This is a genomic window from Mesorhizobium sp. WSM4822 (assembly GCF_055811155.1).
In genome coordinates this window covers 193,565-210,621 of sequence record NZ_JBVVQM010000001.1, presented here as the reverse complement: position 1 = coordinate 210,621, position 17,057 = coordinate 193,565, and the positions used below count along the sequence as shown (strand labels likewise).

Genomic DNA, 17,057 nt, shown 5'->3' with positions numbered 1-17,057 from the left:
ATCATTTGTCGTAGCAGCGCCAGCGTGGTCCTTTCAGGCCCCGTAGAGCATCTCGTCCTGAAGCTGGCGCAAGGCGAACAGCCTTGTCGTCTGGTCGGGCGCCGCATTGTCTGACGTCAGCAACTCACCCTTCCTGACCGGTTTCAGCACCTTGCCGCCCTCGAGCAGGCCGACCGGCACGGCGCGCTGGGCACGGGCTTCGCCGACGGTCATCGTCCAGGAGCGGTAACAGGTCTCGCCGATCGCATCGAAGGTCTCGCCGGCGGCAAGGTCGCGCTTGGCGACGGCGCAGACTTCGGCAACGGGCCGCGGCAGCGGCACCATGTCGGGTTTGCCGAAAAGCATGATGCGGGCGGCGGTCAGCGGCACCTCCAGTGAGGTCAGATGATAGGGCCTAAACAGGCTGTAGTAGGGGCCGTGGCCGATATGCAGATCGTCCATGCGCTCGATGATGCGCGGATGCGTCGCCTCGACGATGACGAACACGCCAGGCGCGACGCCCTTGCCGACCGTGTAGTCGACGACGCCTTTCTTCAACAGCAGACCGCCGTCCTCGCGCGGGATCAGCACCTTGGCGAGGTCGTCGCGATCGGCCTTGGGGCCGTGCATGCCGGGCACATCGGGCACCAGCCCGGTGGCGTTGGCGATGGCGCACATCTCGACCATGGTCTTGGAACCGTCGACGAACTCGACGAGCATGCGCGGGTTCATGTTGCGGCGGATGGCTTCGGCGCGATAGTCGTCCGGTACGGCATCGTGGTTGAGCGGGTTGTTCTTGCCCTTGCCGGCCGAGACGATGGTCAGCCCGAGCGCCGACGCGAATTCGATCAGTTCCATGCAGCTCGACGGCTCATCGCCGGCACCCACCGAATAGACGACGCCAAGCCGGTCGGCCTGCTGTTTCAGATAGCAGCCGATGGTGACGTCGGCCTCGACATTCATCATCACAAGATGCTTGCCGTGCTCCATCGCCATGAGGTCGAAGTCGGCGGCGACACCCGGCTTGCCGGTGGCGTCGATGATGACGTCGATCAACGGATTGGTGACCAGCATCTCGTTCGAAGTGATGGCGATCTTGCCGCTCTCGATGGCTCCGGTGACTTTCGACGCGGTGTCGGCTTCGACGGCCATGGCTTCGTCGCCATAGGCGATACGGATGGCATCGCGCGCGGTGTGCGGGCGGCGCGTCGAGACGGCGCAGATCGAAATGCCTGGCATCAGCATGCCTTGGGTGACCAGATCGGTGCCCATTTCGCCCGAGCCGATGACGCCAATGCGCACCGGGCGGCCCTCGGCGGCACGCCTGGCGAGATCGCGGGCAAGGCCGGTCAGGGCGACGTTGGTCATGCAGGAATGTCCACAGCTTCGTGATTTGGGGTCGGATAGCAGGGAACGGGTTCTATTTGCCAACGAAACCCGGTCGCGACCGGAAATTTCCCACGAAATCGTCTCGGAATGGGCGTCCGCCGAGGCTCGATTGGCCGAAGCGCAACCAATTGACAATGCAGCGGACAACCCCAATAAAACATTCGTTTGTCAACAAAGGCAAATGTTCACCGACGCGACAGTCGGAAAGCATTCGCCTCTGGGGCAAATTGGGGAGTGTCTTTGCGCCAGAGCGTCAAAGGCTGGATGGAGCATCATTGCGAGGCGTCGAGCGAAGGCTCGCGGCTCCAGGGGAGGAAAAATGGATACTGTTCTCGCGGGCCTAAAAGGGGCCATCGATACGCTTGGCCCGACGATCCTGCTGCCAATTGTCATTTTCATCATCGCCGTGGTTCTGGGCGCCAAGGTCAGCAAGGCTTTTCGCGCCGCCGTCACCATCGGCGTCGCCTTCATCGGCATCAATCTGGTGCTTGGCCTCATGTTCACGTCGATTGGCGACGTCGCCAAGGCCATCGTCACCAACACCGGTATTCATCGCGACATCATCGATGTCGGCTGGCCCTCCGCGGCCGCGATCGCCTTCGGCTCGTCGGTCGGCCTTTGGGTCATTCCGGTCGGCATCCTCGTCAACATCGTGCTGTTGCTGACACGCATGACGCGCACGCTCAATGTCGATGTCTGGAATTTCTGGCACTTCGCCTTTGTCGGCTCGCTGGTGGTCGCCGCAACCGACAATCTGGCCTATGGCATCGCGGTCGCAGCACTTGTCGCAGCACTCTCGCTGCTGTTCGCCGACTGGTCGGCGCGCGCGGTACAGCAGTTCTACGGCGTGCCCGGCATTTCCGTGCCGCATCTCGCCTCGGCGCAGATCCTGCCGATCGCCATTGTGCTCAACTGGATCATGGACCGCATTCCCGGGATCAACCGCATCAACATCAACACGGACACCATCGAGCGCAGGTTCGGCGTGTTCGGCGAACCTGTCGTGATGGGCCTCATCATCGGCCTCGTGCTTGGTGCGATCGCGTTCTACAATGCGGGTGATCTCAGCGTGGTGCTGGCCAAGGTCCTGGGCACCGGCATGACGTTGGCCGCGGTGATGCTGCTGCTGCCGCGCATGGTCAAGATCCTGATGGAGGGGCTGATCCCCGTCTCCGATGCCGCACAGGCGTTCGTGCGCAAACGCACCGGTGACCGAGAGCTTCTCGTTGGTCTCGATTCGGCGATCCTGATCGGCCATCCGGCCGCGATCTCGTCGTCGCTGATCCTGGTGCCGATCGCGATCATTCTGTCCATCATCCTGCCGGGCAACCGCGTCATCCTGTTCGCCGACCTCGCGGTCATCCCCTTCATCGTCGCCATGACCGCGCCGCTGGTCAAAGGCAACGTGTTCCGCATGGTGGTGATCGGCACGGTGACGCTGGCCATCGGCTTCTACGTCGCCAACGCGCTGGCGCCGCTGTTCACCAGCGCAGCAGTCTCGTCGGGCTTCAAGCTGCCGGCGGATGCGCTGCAGATCACCTCGGTGGTCGACGGCTTCCTGTGGGTGCCTTACGTGGTCATCGAGGCTATCCAAGGGATGGGGCTTGTCGGCATCATCGTGATCGCGGTGGTCATCGCGGCATTGTTTGTCCTCTACCGCCGCAATCCGCTCGGCTGGGAGCGGGCCGCGGGCGCCGAGGACGAGCCGGCCGAAGAGACGGCCTGAACCTGATAGCGTCCACCCTTTAAACCGATCGTGCGCCCTTCCCGGGGCGCACGATTTCATAGACGGAGCAAAGAATGTCCGACGGACTCATGCAGCTTCTGGACCCTGACGCGATCGTGCTCGGATCCGATGCCTCGACCAATGAGGAGATCATCCGCATCCTGGCGGGCCGGCTGGAGAGACTTGGCTATGTCAAAAACAGCTATGCCGACGCGGTCGTGCGCCGCGAATTGACCATCCCGACCGGACTGCCGCTGGAACGCTCCGATAATGTCGCGGTGCCGCACACCGATCCGGAGCATGTGCTGAAGCCTGGCATCGCGATGGGCACATTGAAGCAACCAGTGACCTTCGCCAACATGGAGGATCCCGACGAGATGCTGCCGGTCGGCTTCGTCTTCCTGCTTGCCATCAACGACAAGGACAAGCAGATTGAGGCGCTGCAGGCCGTCATGGCCACCATCCAGAACCCGCAAGCCTTGGATGATTTGAGGTCGGCCAGAACCCTCGAAGACGTGCGAGCCGTACTCGGCTGAAACAAGGAGAAGCAGAGATGTCGAGACAGAAAACCATTCTCTTTGCCTGCGGCACGGGCATCGCCACCTCGACCGCGGTCAATGTCGCCGTCACCGAGGAAATGAAGAAACGCGGCCTCACCTTCAATGCCCAGCAGGCGAAGGCCACCGAAGTGCCCGGACTGGCCGACAATGTCGACTTCATCGTCGCAACCACCCCGATCTCCGCTTCGGTCACCAAGCCGGTGATCAAGGGCCTCGCCTTCCTCACCGGCATCGGCAAGGACAAGGTGCTCGACGAGATCGAGGCGCAGTTGCGCAAATGACGGCACAGACGCTACGCGCGGGCTGACGCGGCTTCACACCACCCTGACATAGCTCGTCATTCCCGATTTCTGGTGCTCGATGATGTGGCAGTGCAGCAGCCAATCGCCGGGATTGTCGGCGACGAAGCCGAGCTGAACCTTCTCGTTGGGCTGGATGAGATAGGTGTCGGAAATCACAGGCTGAACCTGGCGCGTCGAGGATGACAGCACTTTGAAGCTCATACCGTGCAGATGCATCGGATGGGATTGCGGCGTCAGGTTCTCCATGTCGATGACGTAGCTTTGGCCAAGCTTCAATTCGGCCAGCGGCGCGGTCGGATCCTTGGTGTCGCCAGGCCACGGCACTTTGTTGAGAGCCCAGAAACTATAGCCAAGCGAACCGCAGATGCCATCGCTCGGGACGTTTTCCGCCGTGGCGCTTAGTGCCAGGGAAATATGCCTGGCACTGGCGAGATCCACTTCCGCCACCGGATTGAGCTCCAGCGGAGCAACATCGCGAATGTCCCGTTTGAGGGATTTTCCTGTCGCGCGCAGGGTTGCCAGGATTTTTGGCTTGGTGCCCCTGACGTCCCTCAAGCTGACCATCGCGCCTTCCTCGTCGGGCATGCGTATGGCCAGTTCCATGCGCTGGCCGGGTCCAAGCAGCAAGGCGTCGGGCGAAAAACGCTCAGGCACCGGATTGCCGTCGAGCGCCATGACACTCGCCTCCGCACCGTCGACGCGAAGAGCGTAGATGCGCGTCACGTCGGTGATGGCGACGCGCAGCCGCGCAAGTCCGCCGGCCGGCGCATCATATTGCGGCTGATCGAGCCAATTGGCGGTGCGTACCGTGCCGTAAGTGCCGGTTCTCGCGGCATCGCGCGGCCGGAACTGGTCGATGAACTGGCCGTCGTCACCGAGGCGCCAGTCGCGCAAATTGAGGACGATTTCGGCATCGAATTTCGGATCGTTGGGATTCTCGACCACGATCACGCCGGTCAGGCCATGGCCCATCTGCTCCAGCGTGTTGCAATGCGGGTGGTACCAGAAGGTGCCGGCATCGGGCGGCGTGAAGGCGTAGTCGAAATGATCGCCGGTGTAGACGTAGGGCTGGACCAGAAACGGCACGCCGTCCATCTTGTTTGGAACGCGAATGCCGTGCCAGTGGATCGTCGTCGGATCGTCGATCGCGTTGACCAGGCGGGCAGCGAAGGGCTCGCCCTTTTTCATTCTGAGCACGGGCGGCATCCCGGCGTTGCCATAGGTCAGCACATCCCTGGTTTGGCTGACATCCATCAGCTTCGCCTGGATCTTTGCCGTCTGCAAAACCACCGGCTCAGGCGTCGCGGCGGCCCAGCCACCAAGCCGGCCCATCGCCGAAAGCCCGATCCCGCCCGCGCCGGCAACCGCAGCCGTCTTCAAAAGCCTGCGGCGTGTGAGTAAGGTCATTCGGCGCTCCAACTGTAAAGACGGCTGCCCGCGCAGGTGTAACCGCCGCACCACGGATCACAAGCCGGCAACCAGCGCAAATTCTGTTGAACGCATGGCGCCGCTATTCAGCCGCCTCGGCATAATGTGCCGGCACGTAGTTGAGGATGGGGCCGAGCCAGCGCTCGACCTCTGCCAACGGCATCGCCTTCCGGCGTGCATAATCCTCGACCTGGTCGCGTTCGACCTTGGCGACGCCGAAATAATAGCTTTCGGGATGCGCCAGATAGATGCCTGATACCGAGGAACCCGGCCACATCGCATAGCTTTCGGTCAGGCTCACGCCGGCATTGCCTTCGCCGTCGAGCAGCCGGAACAAAGTCGCCTTCTCGGTGTGATCGGGCTGCGCCGGATAGCCGGGCGCCGGACGGATGCCGCGATAGGGTTCGCCGATCAGCTCGTCCGGTGCCAGCGCTTCATCTGAAGCATAGCCCCAGAACTCCTTGCGCACCTTCTCATGCATCCGCTCGGCAAAGGCTTCGGCGAAGCGGTCTGCCAGCGCCTTGACCATGATCGACGAATAATCATCATTCGCCCGCTCGAACCGTTCGGCGATAGCCACCTCCTCGATGCCGGCGGTAACGATAAAGCCGCCGATGTAATCCGGCTTGCCGCACTCCGCTGGCGCGACGAAATCCGCCAGCGCGACATTGGCCCTGCCATCGCGCTTGGTCAGCTGTTGGCGCAAGGTGAAGAAGGCCGCCAGTTCCTGCGACCGCTTTTCGTTCGTGAACAGCCTGATGTCGTCGCCGACGGCATTGGCCGGCCAGAAACCGATGACGCCGCGAGGCGCGAACCATTTCTCGGCGATGATCCTCTTCAGCATCGCCTGCGCATCCTCGAACAGCTGGCGGGCGGCGGCGCCTTGCGCCTCGTCTTCGAGAATTTTGGGATAACGGCCCTTCAGCTCCCAAGTCTGGAAGAACGGCGTCCAATCGATGTAGCGCGCGAGTTCGGTGAGATCCCAGTTCTCGAATACCTTGACGCCGGTAAAGGACGGCTTCGGCGGCTCGTAGGCAGACCAGTCGATCCGGTGCGCATTGGCCCTCGCCTTGGCCAGCGGCAGCCGTTGCTTGTCGGCTTCGGAGCGGGCATGCGCATCGGCGACCTTCTTGTATTCGGTGCGCACCGTGTCGACATAGCCGCCCTTGGTCTCGTTCGACAGCAAGGACGACACGACGCCGACCGCCCGGCTGGCGTCGGTGACGTAGACCGTCTGGCCCTTGGAGTAGCGCGGGTGGATCTTCACCGCCGTGTGCACGCGGCTGGTCGTTGCGCCGCCGATCAGCAGCGGAATGTCGAAGCCTTCGCGCTCCATCTCGGCGGCCATATGCACCATTTCATCGAGGGATGGCGTGATCAGGCCGGACAGGCCGATGATGTCGACATTTTGGTCGCGCGCCGTCTGCAGGATTTTCGCTGCCGGCACCATGACGCCGAGATCGACGATCTCGTAGTTGTTGCAGGCGAGCACGACGCCGACGATGTTCTTGCCGATGTCATGGACATCGCCCTTGACCGTCGCCATCAGGATCTTGCCCGCTGTCTGGCGTTCGCCATTGTCGATGCCGTTGGCGGCGTTGGCCAGCTTCTCGGCCTCCATATGCGGCAGCAGTCCGGCGACGGCCTGCTTCATCACCCGCGCCGATTTCACCACTTGCGGCAGGAACATCTTGCCCGCGCCGAACAGGTCGCCGACGACGTTCATGCCGGCCATCAGCGGGCCTTCGATGACATGCAGCGGCCGCTCGGCGGCAAGCCGCGCTTCCTCGGTGTCGGCGTCGATGAATTCGGTGATGCCGTTGACCAGTGCATGGCTGATCCGCTGTTCGACAGTCCATTCGCGCCAGGCGAGATCGCGCTCCTGCGCTTCCTTCCCGGCCGTGCCTTTGAAGCGTTCGGCGATCTCCAGCATGCGTTCGGTGGCGGTGCCGCCGGCCCTGGGCGCGCGGTTGAGCACGACATCCTCGCAGGCCTCGCGCAGATCAGGCTCGATCGTATCGTAGACGGCAAGCTGACCGGCATTGACGATGCCCATGTCCATGCCGCGCTGGATGGCATGGTAGAGGAACACGGCATGCATGGCCTCGCGCACCGGCTCGTTGCCGCGGAACGAGAAGGACAGGTTCGACACGCCGCCGGAGATATGAGCATGCGGCAGCGTCGCGGTGATCTCGCCGGCCGCCTCGATGAAGTCGACACCGTAATTGTCGTGCTCCTCGATGCCGGTGGCAATGGCGAAGACATTGGGATCGAAGACGATGTCCTCGGGCGGGAAGCCGGCCTGCTCGGTCAGGAGCTTGTAGGCGCGGGTGCAGATCTCGACCTTGCGCGCCTTGGTGTCGGCTTGGCCGTCCTCGTCGAAGGCCATGACGACCACCGCCGCGCCATAGGCGCGGACCAGCCTGGCATGATGCAGGAAGGCCTCTTCGCCCTCCTTCATCGAGATGGAGTTGACCAGCGGCTTGCCCTGCACGCATTTCAAGCCGGCTTCGATGATCTCCCATTTCGAACTGTCGACCATGACAGGAACGCGGGCGATGTCCGGCTCGGCTGCGATCAGGTTGAGATATTCGACCATGGCCTTCTTCGAATCGATCAGACCCTCGTCCATGTTGATGTCGATGATCTGCGCGCCGTTGGCGACCTGGTCGCGGGCGACGTCGAGCGCGGCGACATAGTCTCCCGCCGTGATCAGTTTTCGGAACTTGGCCGACCCCGTGACATTGGTTCGCTCGCCGACATTGACGAAGGGGATCTCCTCGGTGAGCGTGAACGGCTCCAGCCCGGACAGGCGCATCTTCGGCGTGATGTCAGGAATGGCGCGCGGCGGATACTTCCGCACCGCCTCTGCGATGGCGCGGATGTGCTCCGGCGTCGAACCGCAGCAGCCACCGACAACGTTGACTAGTCCCTCGCGGGCAAAATCCTCGATCTGCGCGGCCATGAATTCCGGGCTCTCGTCATACCTACCGAATTCGTTGGGCAGGCCGGCATTCGGATAGGCGCAGGTGAAGGTGTTGGCGACGCCTGATATTTCGGCCAGATGCGCCCGCATCGCATTGGCGCCGAGCGCGCAATTGAGGCCGATGGTGAACGGGCTGGCGTGGCGCACCGAATGCCAGAAGGCCGTCGGCGTCTGGCCCGACAGCGTGCGGCCGGAGAGGTCCGTGATGGTGCCCGAAATCATCACCGGCAGGCGCACGCCCTTCTCGATGAAGATCTCTTCCGCTGCGAAGATCGCCGCCTTGGCGTTCAGCGTGTCGAAGATGGTCTCGATCAGGATGATGTCGGCGCTGCCATCGATCAACCCGCGCAGCTGCTCGCCATAGGCGAGGCGCAGATCGTCGAAGGTCACGGCGCGATAGCCGGGGTTGTTGACGTCGGGCGACATCGAAGCGGTGCGGTTGGTCGGCCCGAGCGCGCCGGCGACAAAACGGCGCTTGCCATCTTCCTGCTCGGCCCTCACCGCCGCGCGCCTGACCAGCCGCGCGCCATCGCGGTTCAGCGCGTAGACGGCATCTTCCATGCCGTAGTCGGCCTGTGCGATCGAGGTCGAGGAGAAAGTGTTGGTTTCGAGGATGTCGGCGCCCGCGATGGCGTATTGATAGTGGATCTCCTCGATCGCCCCGGGCTGCGTCAGGATCAGAAGATCGTTGTTGCCTTGCTGGTGGCAGGCGCAGCCGGCGAAGGCCTCGCCGCGAAACTGGTCCTCGTCAAAGCCGAGGCCCTGGATCTGTGTGCCCATGGCGCCATCGAGGATGAGAATGCGTTCGCGCGCCGCCGCCGTCAGCGCAGCAAGCACTTCCGAACCGTCGGGTTTTGCCGCGACGGGGCCGAACAATGCGTCCAGCGAGGCAGAATTCTGCGACATTTCTTATCCCTTTGGCGACAAGTCTGTTCATGTCACATAAGGATATGTTTATGTCAATATACGATAGATGCGCGTGATTGTCACGCGTCGTTGCAAGCGCCTGGCTCCAGAGCGGCAATCGTTCCGTCAGAGGTGTCGGTGGCCTGACCTGTTCATGATGAGGCATCTCCCTATATCTAGTAATGTTCTACCAATGTTCGACAGTTTCAACAATATATAGCTCGCATCTGGACTCCTCGCTCCACTTAGGATAGTCCCTTCTGCAAGGTTGAGTCATCGAAAGGGTGCGCACCCATGGCTGATTTGTTTGAAGAACTGACAACGCTGTTGATTTGGAGAAAAGCCATAACTGTCCTTGGCCTTGATCCGGTCGAATGGCGGCAAGACGAGTTCGGCAACTTGATCCGCTTCTCTGAATATGGCGATCGTACCTCCCCACATGGCTGGGAGAAGGATCCCATCAAGGCTGTGGCCTTGGGTGGCACCGACGATCTCGACAACGTAAGACCGCTCCATTTTCGAACCAACGCGAGTCTCGGCGGATTGCTGGGACTGGGTCTCGGCGGTGCGACCTCCCATAGTTCTTCCGGCCCCCGGTCTCGGTGCATTTAGGACCTTAAGACCTTAAATTGCACTGGAACTTCCTACCGAAAGCAGCAATCAGCTAGCGCCCGACCCCCTATGAGTGAAACCGAAGAGCCAATTTGCCCGTGCGGGTCCCGACGGCACTACAACGCGTGCCATGGTCACTATCTTGAATATATCGATCTATTGTCGCCGAGGCGACGGTCGCTTGAAAGAATCGTCAACAACAAGGATATTCAATCGGCAATTCTGAACGGACGGCGCAGGGAATATGGCTACGGAAAATGCATGGAAACTTGGACGAGGGACGGACTTCGCCATGTGCGAGTCGGGACTGAGGTATTCTCTTCTGAGAAATGGCGTAACTTCGCAGATTTTCTGCTGTTTTTCCTTCAACACTGCTTCGGTCGAGAATGGGGTGACAGGCAGAAAGCCCTACCAACTCAGGAAACACATCCGGTCTATAGGCAATTTATGGAACTTCGATCGGCCCAGGCCGGCGCCATCAACACGGATGGTATGTTTTCTACGCCAGCCACAGGGAGTTTAAACGCGTTCACCACGCTTGCTAACGATCTCTACCTTTGCGCCCATAACCAGACCATCCCAAAGGTCCTCCTTGAAAGGCTAAAATCTGCAGTCGAGTACGAGGGAGCACTTTACGAAATTCACGTAGCGGGACTCCTGTCCCGAGCTGGTTTCCGTTTGGATTTCGAAGACGAAAGCGATAAGCGTCGTACCCATTGCGAGTTTACGGCCACCAATATTGGAACTGGAGCAAAATTCTCAGTTGAAGCCAAGGCGGTTACCTCCCTCTCGGCGAGGTCCGGGGCATCTGCTTCTCCGCCGAACTTCAGAGGAAAGCTCTTCGACGCCTTATCTAAACAGGCCGACCATACACGAATGGTTTTCTTGGAGATCAATAGGCAGATATTACCCACGGATAAAGGGCCTGAGTGGGCGCCTTATTTCAGTAGTCAAATTCAGCAGGCCGAACGCGATATGTTCTTAAAGGATGGCACGCGCCCTGATCCCACGTATCTATTTGTCACCAATCGGCCATTTTTGACTCAACCAAACCCACCAACAAAAGGCTATGAGAGCGGAGCAATGGGTTTTCGTATGGCAGACTTTCCACCCGAGAGGATGGGGCACCTATACTACATGCAGCGCGCTCGCATGAAGCACATAGAGGCCTATCAATTGTTCTGCGCAATGCATCAAACGGTACCCGTTCAACAGTACTTCGATGACGACCCGATGGCTGCTTTATTTCGAGGCTTTGACGTCGACGGTCCCGATGAAATGATCCATCCTTTTGATGCGTTCGATTTTATGTTTTCTGTCTATCGCAAGTCCGATCCGAAAAAATTGCAGGAATGGCTCGCGGACGCCCATCCCGCCGAAAAACTACGACAGATGAACCAGATGCAACTTGCGGAACTCTACTGTGCTTGCGTCGGACAGTCGATTGCGGCCAACCGCGTGCGCTGACATAGGCTTGGTGAGAACTGCACGGGCGACCGAAGATCGTGCTTGGACGAGGAGCTTGATGTCTATCCCTAGTCGAAGCTTGCCAGGAAGCGGGCGAAGATCGGATCAAAACGATCCGGCGCATCCCAGAACGGCGCGTGGCCGGATTTGTCGAGCAGATGGGCCTTGCCTTCCCATAGATTGGAGAATTTCACAGCGGAGACGAAATCGGTGTTGACGAATGGCTCGTCGATGCCGTTCAGAACGGCGATCGGCGGCGTCTTGCCGGCCACGATCTCGCGCTGGTTCCGCCCGGTGCCGGCCGCGAACTTTTCGAACATCAGGCGCCGCGCCCTTCCATCGGTGCGCGCCACCGTGTCGATGAGAAACGGCTCGAACGGCTCGCCGCAGGTGCTGCGCGCATAGGCCTCGACATCCGCGTCAGTGAAAGTTTCCTGCCCAGCAAGGTGCATATGCGGGCTCGGCTTGAAGCCGTTGCCGACCTGCTCGGGCGAGACGGGCGGCGTGCCGGTGATCATCAGGCCAAGCAGGCCGGGAAAGCGGTCGATCATCTCAAGCCCGATATGGCCGCCGAGCGACCAGCCGAAGACGATGGCCTTGTCGACGCCGAGCAGCCCGAGCACTTCGGTCATGGCATCGGCATAGCCTTCCATGCTGTAGGAACGCTCCGGATCGATCGCATCGGCGGACGCTCCATGGCCGGGCAAGTCGGGAGCGATGAGGTGGTAGCGCTCGCCCAACGGGCTGTCCAACTGGTTGCGGAAAACGGCGCTGGAAGATGAATTGCCGTGGATCAGCATGACAGCGGCGCCTTCGCCACTGGTCTGGCGAACCGCGATCTTGCCGTGGCTGGTTTCAAGGGTCTTCTGCGAGATCGCCATTGTCAGCTCCGTCGGGGGAATTGCCCTGTTTTAATACGGTTGCGCAGCAAAGCGCCACGGCTTCCATACCTTTGCGGGAACCATCTTCCCGGCCAGGTTGCGTTGAAAAATCCTTTTCAAATAAGAACAATTATGCGTAGATTGTCAATTATCCAACTCCCGATGAACGGGAGGAAAACAGGGAACAGCACGATGAAGCCCAAATCCGCCGCAAGTCGAATCCGCCATATGCTGATGAGCACGACGCTGATCGGCATGTTTGCCGTATCAGCCGTCCCCGCCTTTGCCGACGTCGTCAAGATCGGCCTGCTTGCGCCGCTGACCGGCCCTGCCGCGGCGGACGGCCAGGAATTCCAGCGCGGCGTGCAGATGGCCATCGACGAGGCGAACGCAGCCGGCGGCGTTGCCGGGGATACGTTCGAACTGGTGGTCGGCGACGTCAAGGATCAGTCCGCCGGCAACGTCACCAGCGCGGTCGAGCGCCTGCTTGGCGATCCGGGCGTGCACTTCATGCTGACCGGCTACGCCAGCCTGACCAATTTCGAGATCGACAACATGGCCGAAGCGGAAATGCCCTACATGCTGGCGGCCACCTCGCAGCAGACCAGGGACATCATCGCGCCGAGCCCCGATAAATACATGTGCTGCTGGTCGCTGACGCCTTCCTTCGACGCCTACAACACCGACGTCACCCTGTTCGTCGAGAAGCTCGCGGCCGACGGCAAGATCACCTTGCCGACCAAGAAGGTCGCCATCATCTCGTCCGACAATGCCTATTCGAAGACCATCTCCGAAGGCATGAAGAAGACCTTCAAGGAGAAGGGCTGGACCATCACCGTCGACGAGATCGTGCCGTTCGGCGAAGTGACCGACTGGCGTTCGATCCTCGCCAAGGTGCGCGAGAACGTTCCCGATGTCGTCATCAACACCGACTATCTGCCGGGCAATTCGGCGTCGTTCCTGAACCAGTTCCTCGAGCAGCCGACCAAGAGCCTCGTCTTCCTGCAATACGCACCGAGCGTTCCGGAATTCGTCGAGCTGACCGGCAAGAAGTCGGATGGTGTCATCTACAACCTGCTCGGCGGCGCGCTGACGACGCCGAAGAACCCGCGCGCCGACGAGGTGGCGGCCAAGTTCAAGGCAAAATACGGCGTCGAGAGCGGCACCTACGGCGTCGGCCTCTACGAAATGACCAATGTCTATTTCGATGCGGTCAAGAAGGTCGGCGGCGCATCCGACCATGCGGCGATCATGAAGGCGCTGTCGGAGACCGACAAGCAGGTCGCGGAAGGGCGGCTGAAATTCGATCCCGCCACCCACCTTGCCACGCAGGGCGACGACTATATTCCGATCACCTTCTTCCAGATCTGGGATGGCCAGCGCACGCTGATCTCGCCGGAGAAATACGCCACCGGCGCCTTCAAGCTCCAGCCCTGGATGAAGTAGGGAATGGCCCTGCTTGAACTGGACGACGTGTCGAAGGCCTTCGGTTCGCTGAAGGCCGTCGACGGCGTGTCGTTCAAGGTCGAGGCCGGCGAGATCTTCGGCATCGCCGGCCCGAACGGCAGCGGCAAGAGCACGCTGTTCAACATCATCACCGGCATACCGTTCGGCCCCGACCGGGGCCAGATCCGCTTTGACGGCATTGCCATAAACGGCAAATCGGGACACGCCATCGCGCGCCTCGGCCTCGCCCGCACGTTTCAGCGCGAGACCAGCTTCGACGGGCTGACCGTGTTCGAGAACGCGCTGATCGGCGCCAGTTACGGCAAGCAGGAAAAGACAGCGGCCACGGCCCGCAATGCCGCCGCCGAGGCGCTCGAGTTCGTCGGCCTGGGATCTCGGTCGTTCGGCCGGCTTGCCGGCGAATTGTCCGTGTTCGAGCGCAAATGCCTGATGCTTGCCACCGCGATCGCCATGCAGCCGCGCATGCTCTTGCTCGACGAGCCGGCATCGAGCCTGACCAAGCCCGAGATCGAGACGTCGATCGGCCTGATCCGCCGCACCGCCGAACGCGGCATCACCATCCTTCTGATCGAGCACGTGCTGACCTTCCTGATGAGCCTTTCGCAACATCTGCTGGTGCTCAACAATGGCCGCGTCCTGGCCGCTGGCGACCCGGCCGGCGTGATCGCCGACCCGCGCGTCATCGAAGCCTATCTCGGCACGAGGAGATCGGCTGCGTGAACCCCATTCTCAGCGTCGAAGGCGTCACCGCCGGCTATGGCCGCGTCACCGTGCTGCACGATATCTCGCTGGAGGCCGGCCGTTTCGGCAATGTCGGCCTGTTCGGCCCCAACGGCCATGGCAAGACGACGCTGCTGCGCGCAGTCTCCGGGCTGCTGCAGCCGAAGAGCGGCCGCATCCTGTTCGACGGGCAAGACATTGCCGGCCGCAGCGCACGCGCCATCGTCGGCGCCGGCCTGATCCATGTGCCGCAAGGCAACCGGCTGTTTCCCGATCTCTCGATCGCCGACTGCATGGCGCTCGGCGCCTATTCGCCGCGGGCCCGGCCGCATGAGGCGGAGAACCGCGAGAAGGTGATCGAGCTGTTTCCGAAACTGGCGGAACGCTGGCGCCAGCGCGTGCGCACATTGTCGGGCGGCGAGCGCCAGATGGTGTCGATCGGCACCGCGCTGATGAGCCATCCGCGCCTGCTGATCCTGGACGAGCCGACGCTGGGGCTGGCGCCCAAAATCAAGGACGAACTCTGCGCCTCCGTCATGGACATTTCGCGCGGCGGCGTGCCGCTGATCGTCGTCGAACAGGATATCGAATTCCTGCTGGAGCTGACGCAGCAACTCTACCTCGTCAACCATGGCGCGGTGGCGACCGAGATCAAGCCGGGCGAAAGCCTCGACCACGGCGAGATCATGTCGATGTATTTTGGCCATTAGGAAAATCCGAAGATGAGCGCATTGGCGGAAATCCTGTTCGGCGGCCTGTTCCAGGGCTCGCTCTACGCCATGATGGCGGTCGGGCTGGCTCTGGTCTGGACGACGATCGGCGTGTTCAATTTCAGCCATGGCGTGTTCATGATGCTGGGCGCCTACATCGCCTGGCAGCTGGTCGAACTCGGCCTGCCGGCGGCGGTCGCCTTTCCGATCGCCGTCGTCGTCATGGCCGGCGTCGGCTGGATCCTGCAGGCGAGCGTCGTGCGGCCGCTGATCGGCCGACCCAACATCGTGCTGGTCGTCGTCATCACCACGCTGGCGGCCGGGTCGCTGATCGAGAACGGCGCGCTGACCATCTGGGGACCGCGCTCGAAACAGATCCCGGCGCTGATCGCCGGCAACGCCACCATCGGGGGCGTCGGCGTCTCCCTGCACCAGATCGCCATCATCGTCATCACGCCGCTGATCCTGGCCGCACTTTGGATGTTCCTCAACCGCACGCGGCTGGGACTGGCGCTGCGCGCCGTGGCGCAGAACGAAGATGCCAGCCATCTTGTCGGGCTGAACGTCACCGCGCTCTATGGACTGGCCTTCGCCATCGCCGCTTCGCTGGCCGGGCTCGCCGGCATCTTCATGGGCGGCTACCGCTTCATGTCGCCGGTGATGGGCAGCGACCCGCTGCTCAAGGCGCTGATCGTCGTCGTTTTCGGCGGCATATCGAGCATATCGGGTCCGATCTTCGCCGCCTATCTGATCGGCTTCTTCGAGGCAGCCTGCAGCTATTATTTCGGCTTGTACTGGACGCCGGCACTGCTGTTCGGCGTGCTCATCCTGACCCTGATGGTGCGCCCCGAGGGCATCTTTGCCAGCCGCTCCCGAGGCCTAGCATGACCGACACGACATCGCTGATCGCGCCTGGGCACGCCGAGGTGGCAACCCCGATCGCTCCAGGCCGCACGCCGTGGAAGCAAGAGGCCATCGGCTTCGTGCTCGGCTTCGCGCTGCTGGCGCTGCTGCCGCTGATCTTCGGTGACACCTATGCCCGCCACATCCTGATCATGGCCTTCATCTACGCCATCGTCGCCTCGAACTGGGATCTTAGCCTCGGCTATGGCGGCGTTTTCAATTTCGGCCATCTGGCGCTGTTCGGCATCGGCGTCTATGCCTACAGCCTGCTGACCAAACTGGCCGAATTCGACCCGTGGATCGCGCTGTTTGCCAGCGGTGTCATCGCAACCCTGGCGGCGATCCTGGTGACCATCCCGATCCTGCGGCTGAAGGGCATCTACATCATCCTGGTCACTTTCGGCTTCGCGCAGCTGGTCATGCAGGTGATCATCAGCCAGTCCGCCATCACCGGCGGCACGCAAGGGCTGGTGCGCATTCCCGGACTTTATATCTTCGACCACAACATGGTCCGCGACGGCAAGTTCGCCTATTTCTACATCGCGCTGGCACTGCTGGTGGCAAGTACGCTGTTCCTGCGCGTGTTTGTGCGCTCACGCGCCGGGGCAAGTATCGTCGCCTTGCGCGACAATGAGGAATACGCCGTCAGCCGCGGCGTCTCGATCGTGCGCCAGCGCATGCTGACGCTTGCCGCGAGCGCCTTCTTCACCGGCATCGCCGGCGCCTTTTACGCCGCCTACCAGCGCAATGCCTCGATCGATGTCTTCGGCATGAGTCTCGCGACCATCATCCTGTCGATGGTGCTGCTTGGCGGCACCAGCACCATCTACGGCGCCATCATCGCCTCCTTCGTGCTGACGATCTTCGCCGAATGGATGGCCGATTTCGGCGCGTGGCGGCCGATGATCACGGCGGTGCTGATCATCGGCGTGATGCTGGCCTACCCGAGCGGCCTGGTCGGCATGATCAAGGCTTCATGGGGCGCCGTCGCCGGACGCCTGAAACGCCCGGGCTGACCGTT

Annotated in this window: 14 protein-coding genes; 10 read left to right on the top strand and 4 right to left on the bottom strand. The window is 61.6% G+C overall.

Annotated elements, in window-relative coordinates; translation table 11 throughout:
• Positions 1-33: 33 nt before the first annotated feature.
• Positions 34-1,347, bottom strand: coding sequence for an NAD(P)H-dependent oxidoreductase (locus AC0L3E_RS01205; protein ID WP_473604021.1), 1,314 nt, complete (start codon positions 1,345-1,347; stop codon positions 34-36).
• 340 nt (positions 1,348-1,687) lie between these two features.
• Between AC0L3E_RS01205 and AC0L3E_RS01200 the strand changes: the two genes are divergently transcribed.
• From AC0L3E_RS01200 to AC0L3E_RS01190, 3 genes are all read left to right on the top strand, one after another.
• A complete protein-coding gene (locus AC0L3E_RS01200; protein WP_027035737.1) occupies positions 1,688-3,094 on the top strand; it encodes a PTS galactitol transporter subunit IIC in 1,407 nt (468 codons plus the stop codon).
• 74 nt (positions 3,095-3,168) lie between these two features.
• Entirely contained in the window at positions 3,169-3,630 is a 462-nt protein-coding gene (locus AC0L3E_RS01195; RefSeq protein WP_256746015.1) for a PTS sugar transporter subunit IIA, read from the top strand.
• A 17-nt stretch (positions 3,631-3,647) separates the two neighbouring features.
• Positions 3,648-3,935 (top strand): PTS sugar transporter subunit IIB, encoded by a 288-nt coding sequence (locus AC0L3E_RS01190; protein ID WP_023809203.1) that lies wholly within the window; start codon positions 3,648-3,650, stop codon positions 3,933-3,935.
• Positions 3,936-3,968: 33 nt separating this feature from the next.
• Here AC0L3E_RS01190 and AC0L3E_RS01185 read toward each other — a convergent pair whose 3' ends face one another.
• Together AC0L3E_RS01185 and metH are read right to left on the bottom strand one after the other, a co-directional pair.
• Positions 3,969-5,363: a multicopper oxidase family protein gene (locus tag AC0L3E_RS01185; RefSeq protein WP_473604020.1), complete on the bottom strand. Its 1,395-nt coding sequence runs from the start codon at positions 5,361-5,363 to the stop codon at positions 3,969-3,971.
• Positions 5,364-5,466: 103 nt separating this feature from the next.
• Positions 5,467-9,276, bottom strand: coding sequence for a methionine synthase (metH, locus tag AC0L3E_RS01180; protein WP_473604019.1), 3,810 nt, complete (start codon positions 9,274-9,276; stop codon positions 5,467-5,469).
• A 294-nt stretch (positions 9,277-9,570) separates the two neighbouring features.
• Here metH and AC0L3E_RS01175 point away from each other — a divergent pair, with 294 nt between their 5' ends.
• Positions 9,571-9,888: an HNH endonuclease gene (locus tag AC0L3E_RS01175; protein ID WP_473604018.1), complete on the top strand. Its 318-nt coding sequence runs from the start codon at positions 9,571-9,573 to the stop codon at positions 9,886-9,888.
• 261 nt (positions 9,889-10,149) lie between these two features.
• Positions 10,150-11,355: a hypothetical protein gene (locus AC0L3E_RS01170; RefSeq protein WP_473604017.1), complete on the top strand. Its 1,206-nt coding sequence runs from the start codon at positions 10,150-10,152 to the stop codon at positions 11,353-11,355.
• 68 nt (positions 11,356-11,423) lie between these two features.
• Here the strand turns inward: AC0L3E_RS01170 and AC0L3E_RS01165 are convergent, their stop codons facing one another.
• Entirely contained in the window at positions 11,424-12,236 is an 813-nt protein-coding gene (locus AC0L3E_RS01165) for an alpha/beta fold hydrolase (RefSeq protein ID WP_473604016.1), read from the bottom strand.
• A 192-nt stretch (positions 12,237-12,428) separates the two neighbouring features.
• Here AC0L3E_RS01165 and AC0L3E_RS01160 point away from each other — a divergent pair, with 192 nt between their 5' ends.
• The 5 genes from AC0L3E_RS01160 to AC0L3E_RS01140 are packed head-to-tail and all read left to right on the top strand — an operon-like array spanning position 12,429 to position 17,052.
• On the top strand, positions 12,429-13,682 hold the full coding sequence (locus AC0L3E_RS01160) for an ABC transporter substrate-binding protein (protein ID WP_473604015.1): 1,254 nt from the start codon (positions 12,429-12,431) through the stop codon (positions 13,680-13,682).
• 3 nt (positions 13,683-13,685) lie between these two features.
• A complete protein-coding gene (locus AC0L3E_RS01155; RefSeq protein WP_292564214.1) occupies positions 13,686-14,423 on the top strand; it encodes an ABC transporter ATP-binding protein in 738 nt (245 codons plus the stop codon).
• A complete protein-coding gene (locus AC0L3E_RS01150; protein WP_473604014.1) occupies positions 14,420-15,133 on the top strand; it encodes an ABC transporter ATP-binding protein in 714 nt (237 codons plus the stop codon). The genes AC0L3E_RS01155 and AC0L3E_RS01150 overlap by 4 nt, the downstream gene beginning before the upstream one ends.
• A 12-nt stretch (positions 15,134-15,145) precedes the next feature.
• Positions 15,146-16,021 carry a branched-chain amino acid ABC transporter permease gene (locus AC0L3E_RS01145; protein ID WP_127321147.1) on the top strand — a complete coding sequence of 292 codons (876 nt, stop codon included), beginning with the start codon at positions 15,146-15,148 and terminating at the stop codon, positions 16,019-16,021.
• Positions 16,018-17,052 carry a branched-chain amino acid ABC transporter permease gene (locus tag AC0L3E_RS01140; protein WP_473604013.1) on the top strand — a complete coding sequence of 345 codons (1,035 nt, stop codon included), beginning with the start codon at positions 16,018-16,020 and terminating at the stop codon, positions 17,050-17,052. Before AC0L3E_RS01145 ends, AC0L3E_RS01140 begins: the two co-directional genes overlap by 4 nt.
• Positions 17,053-17,057: the final 5 nt, after the last annotated feature.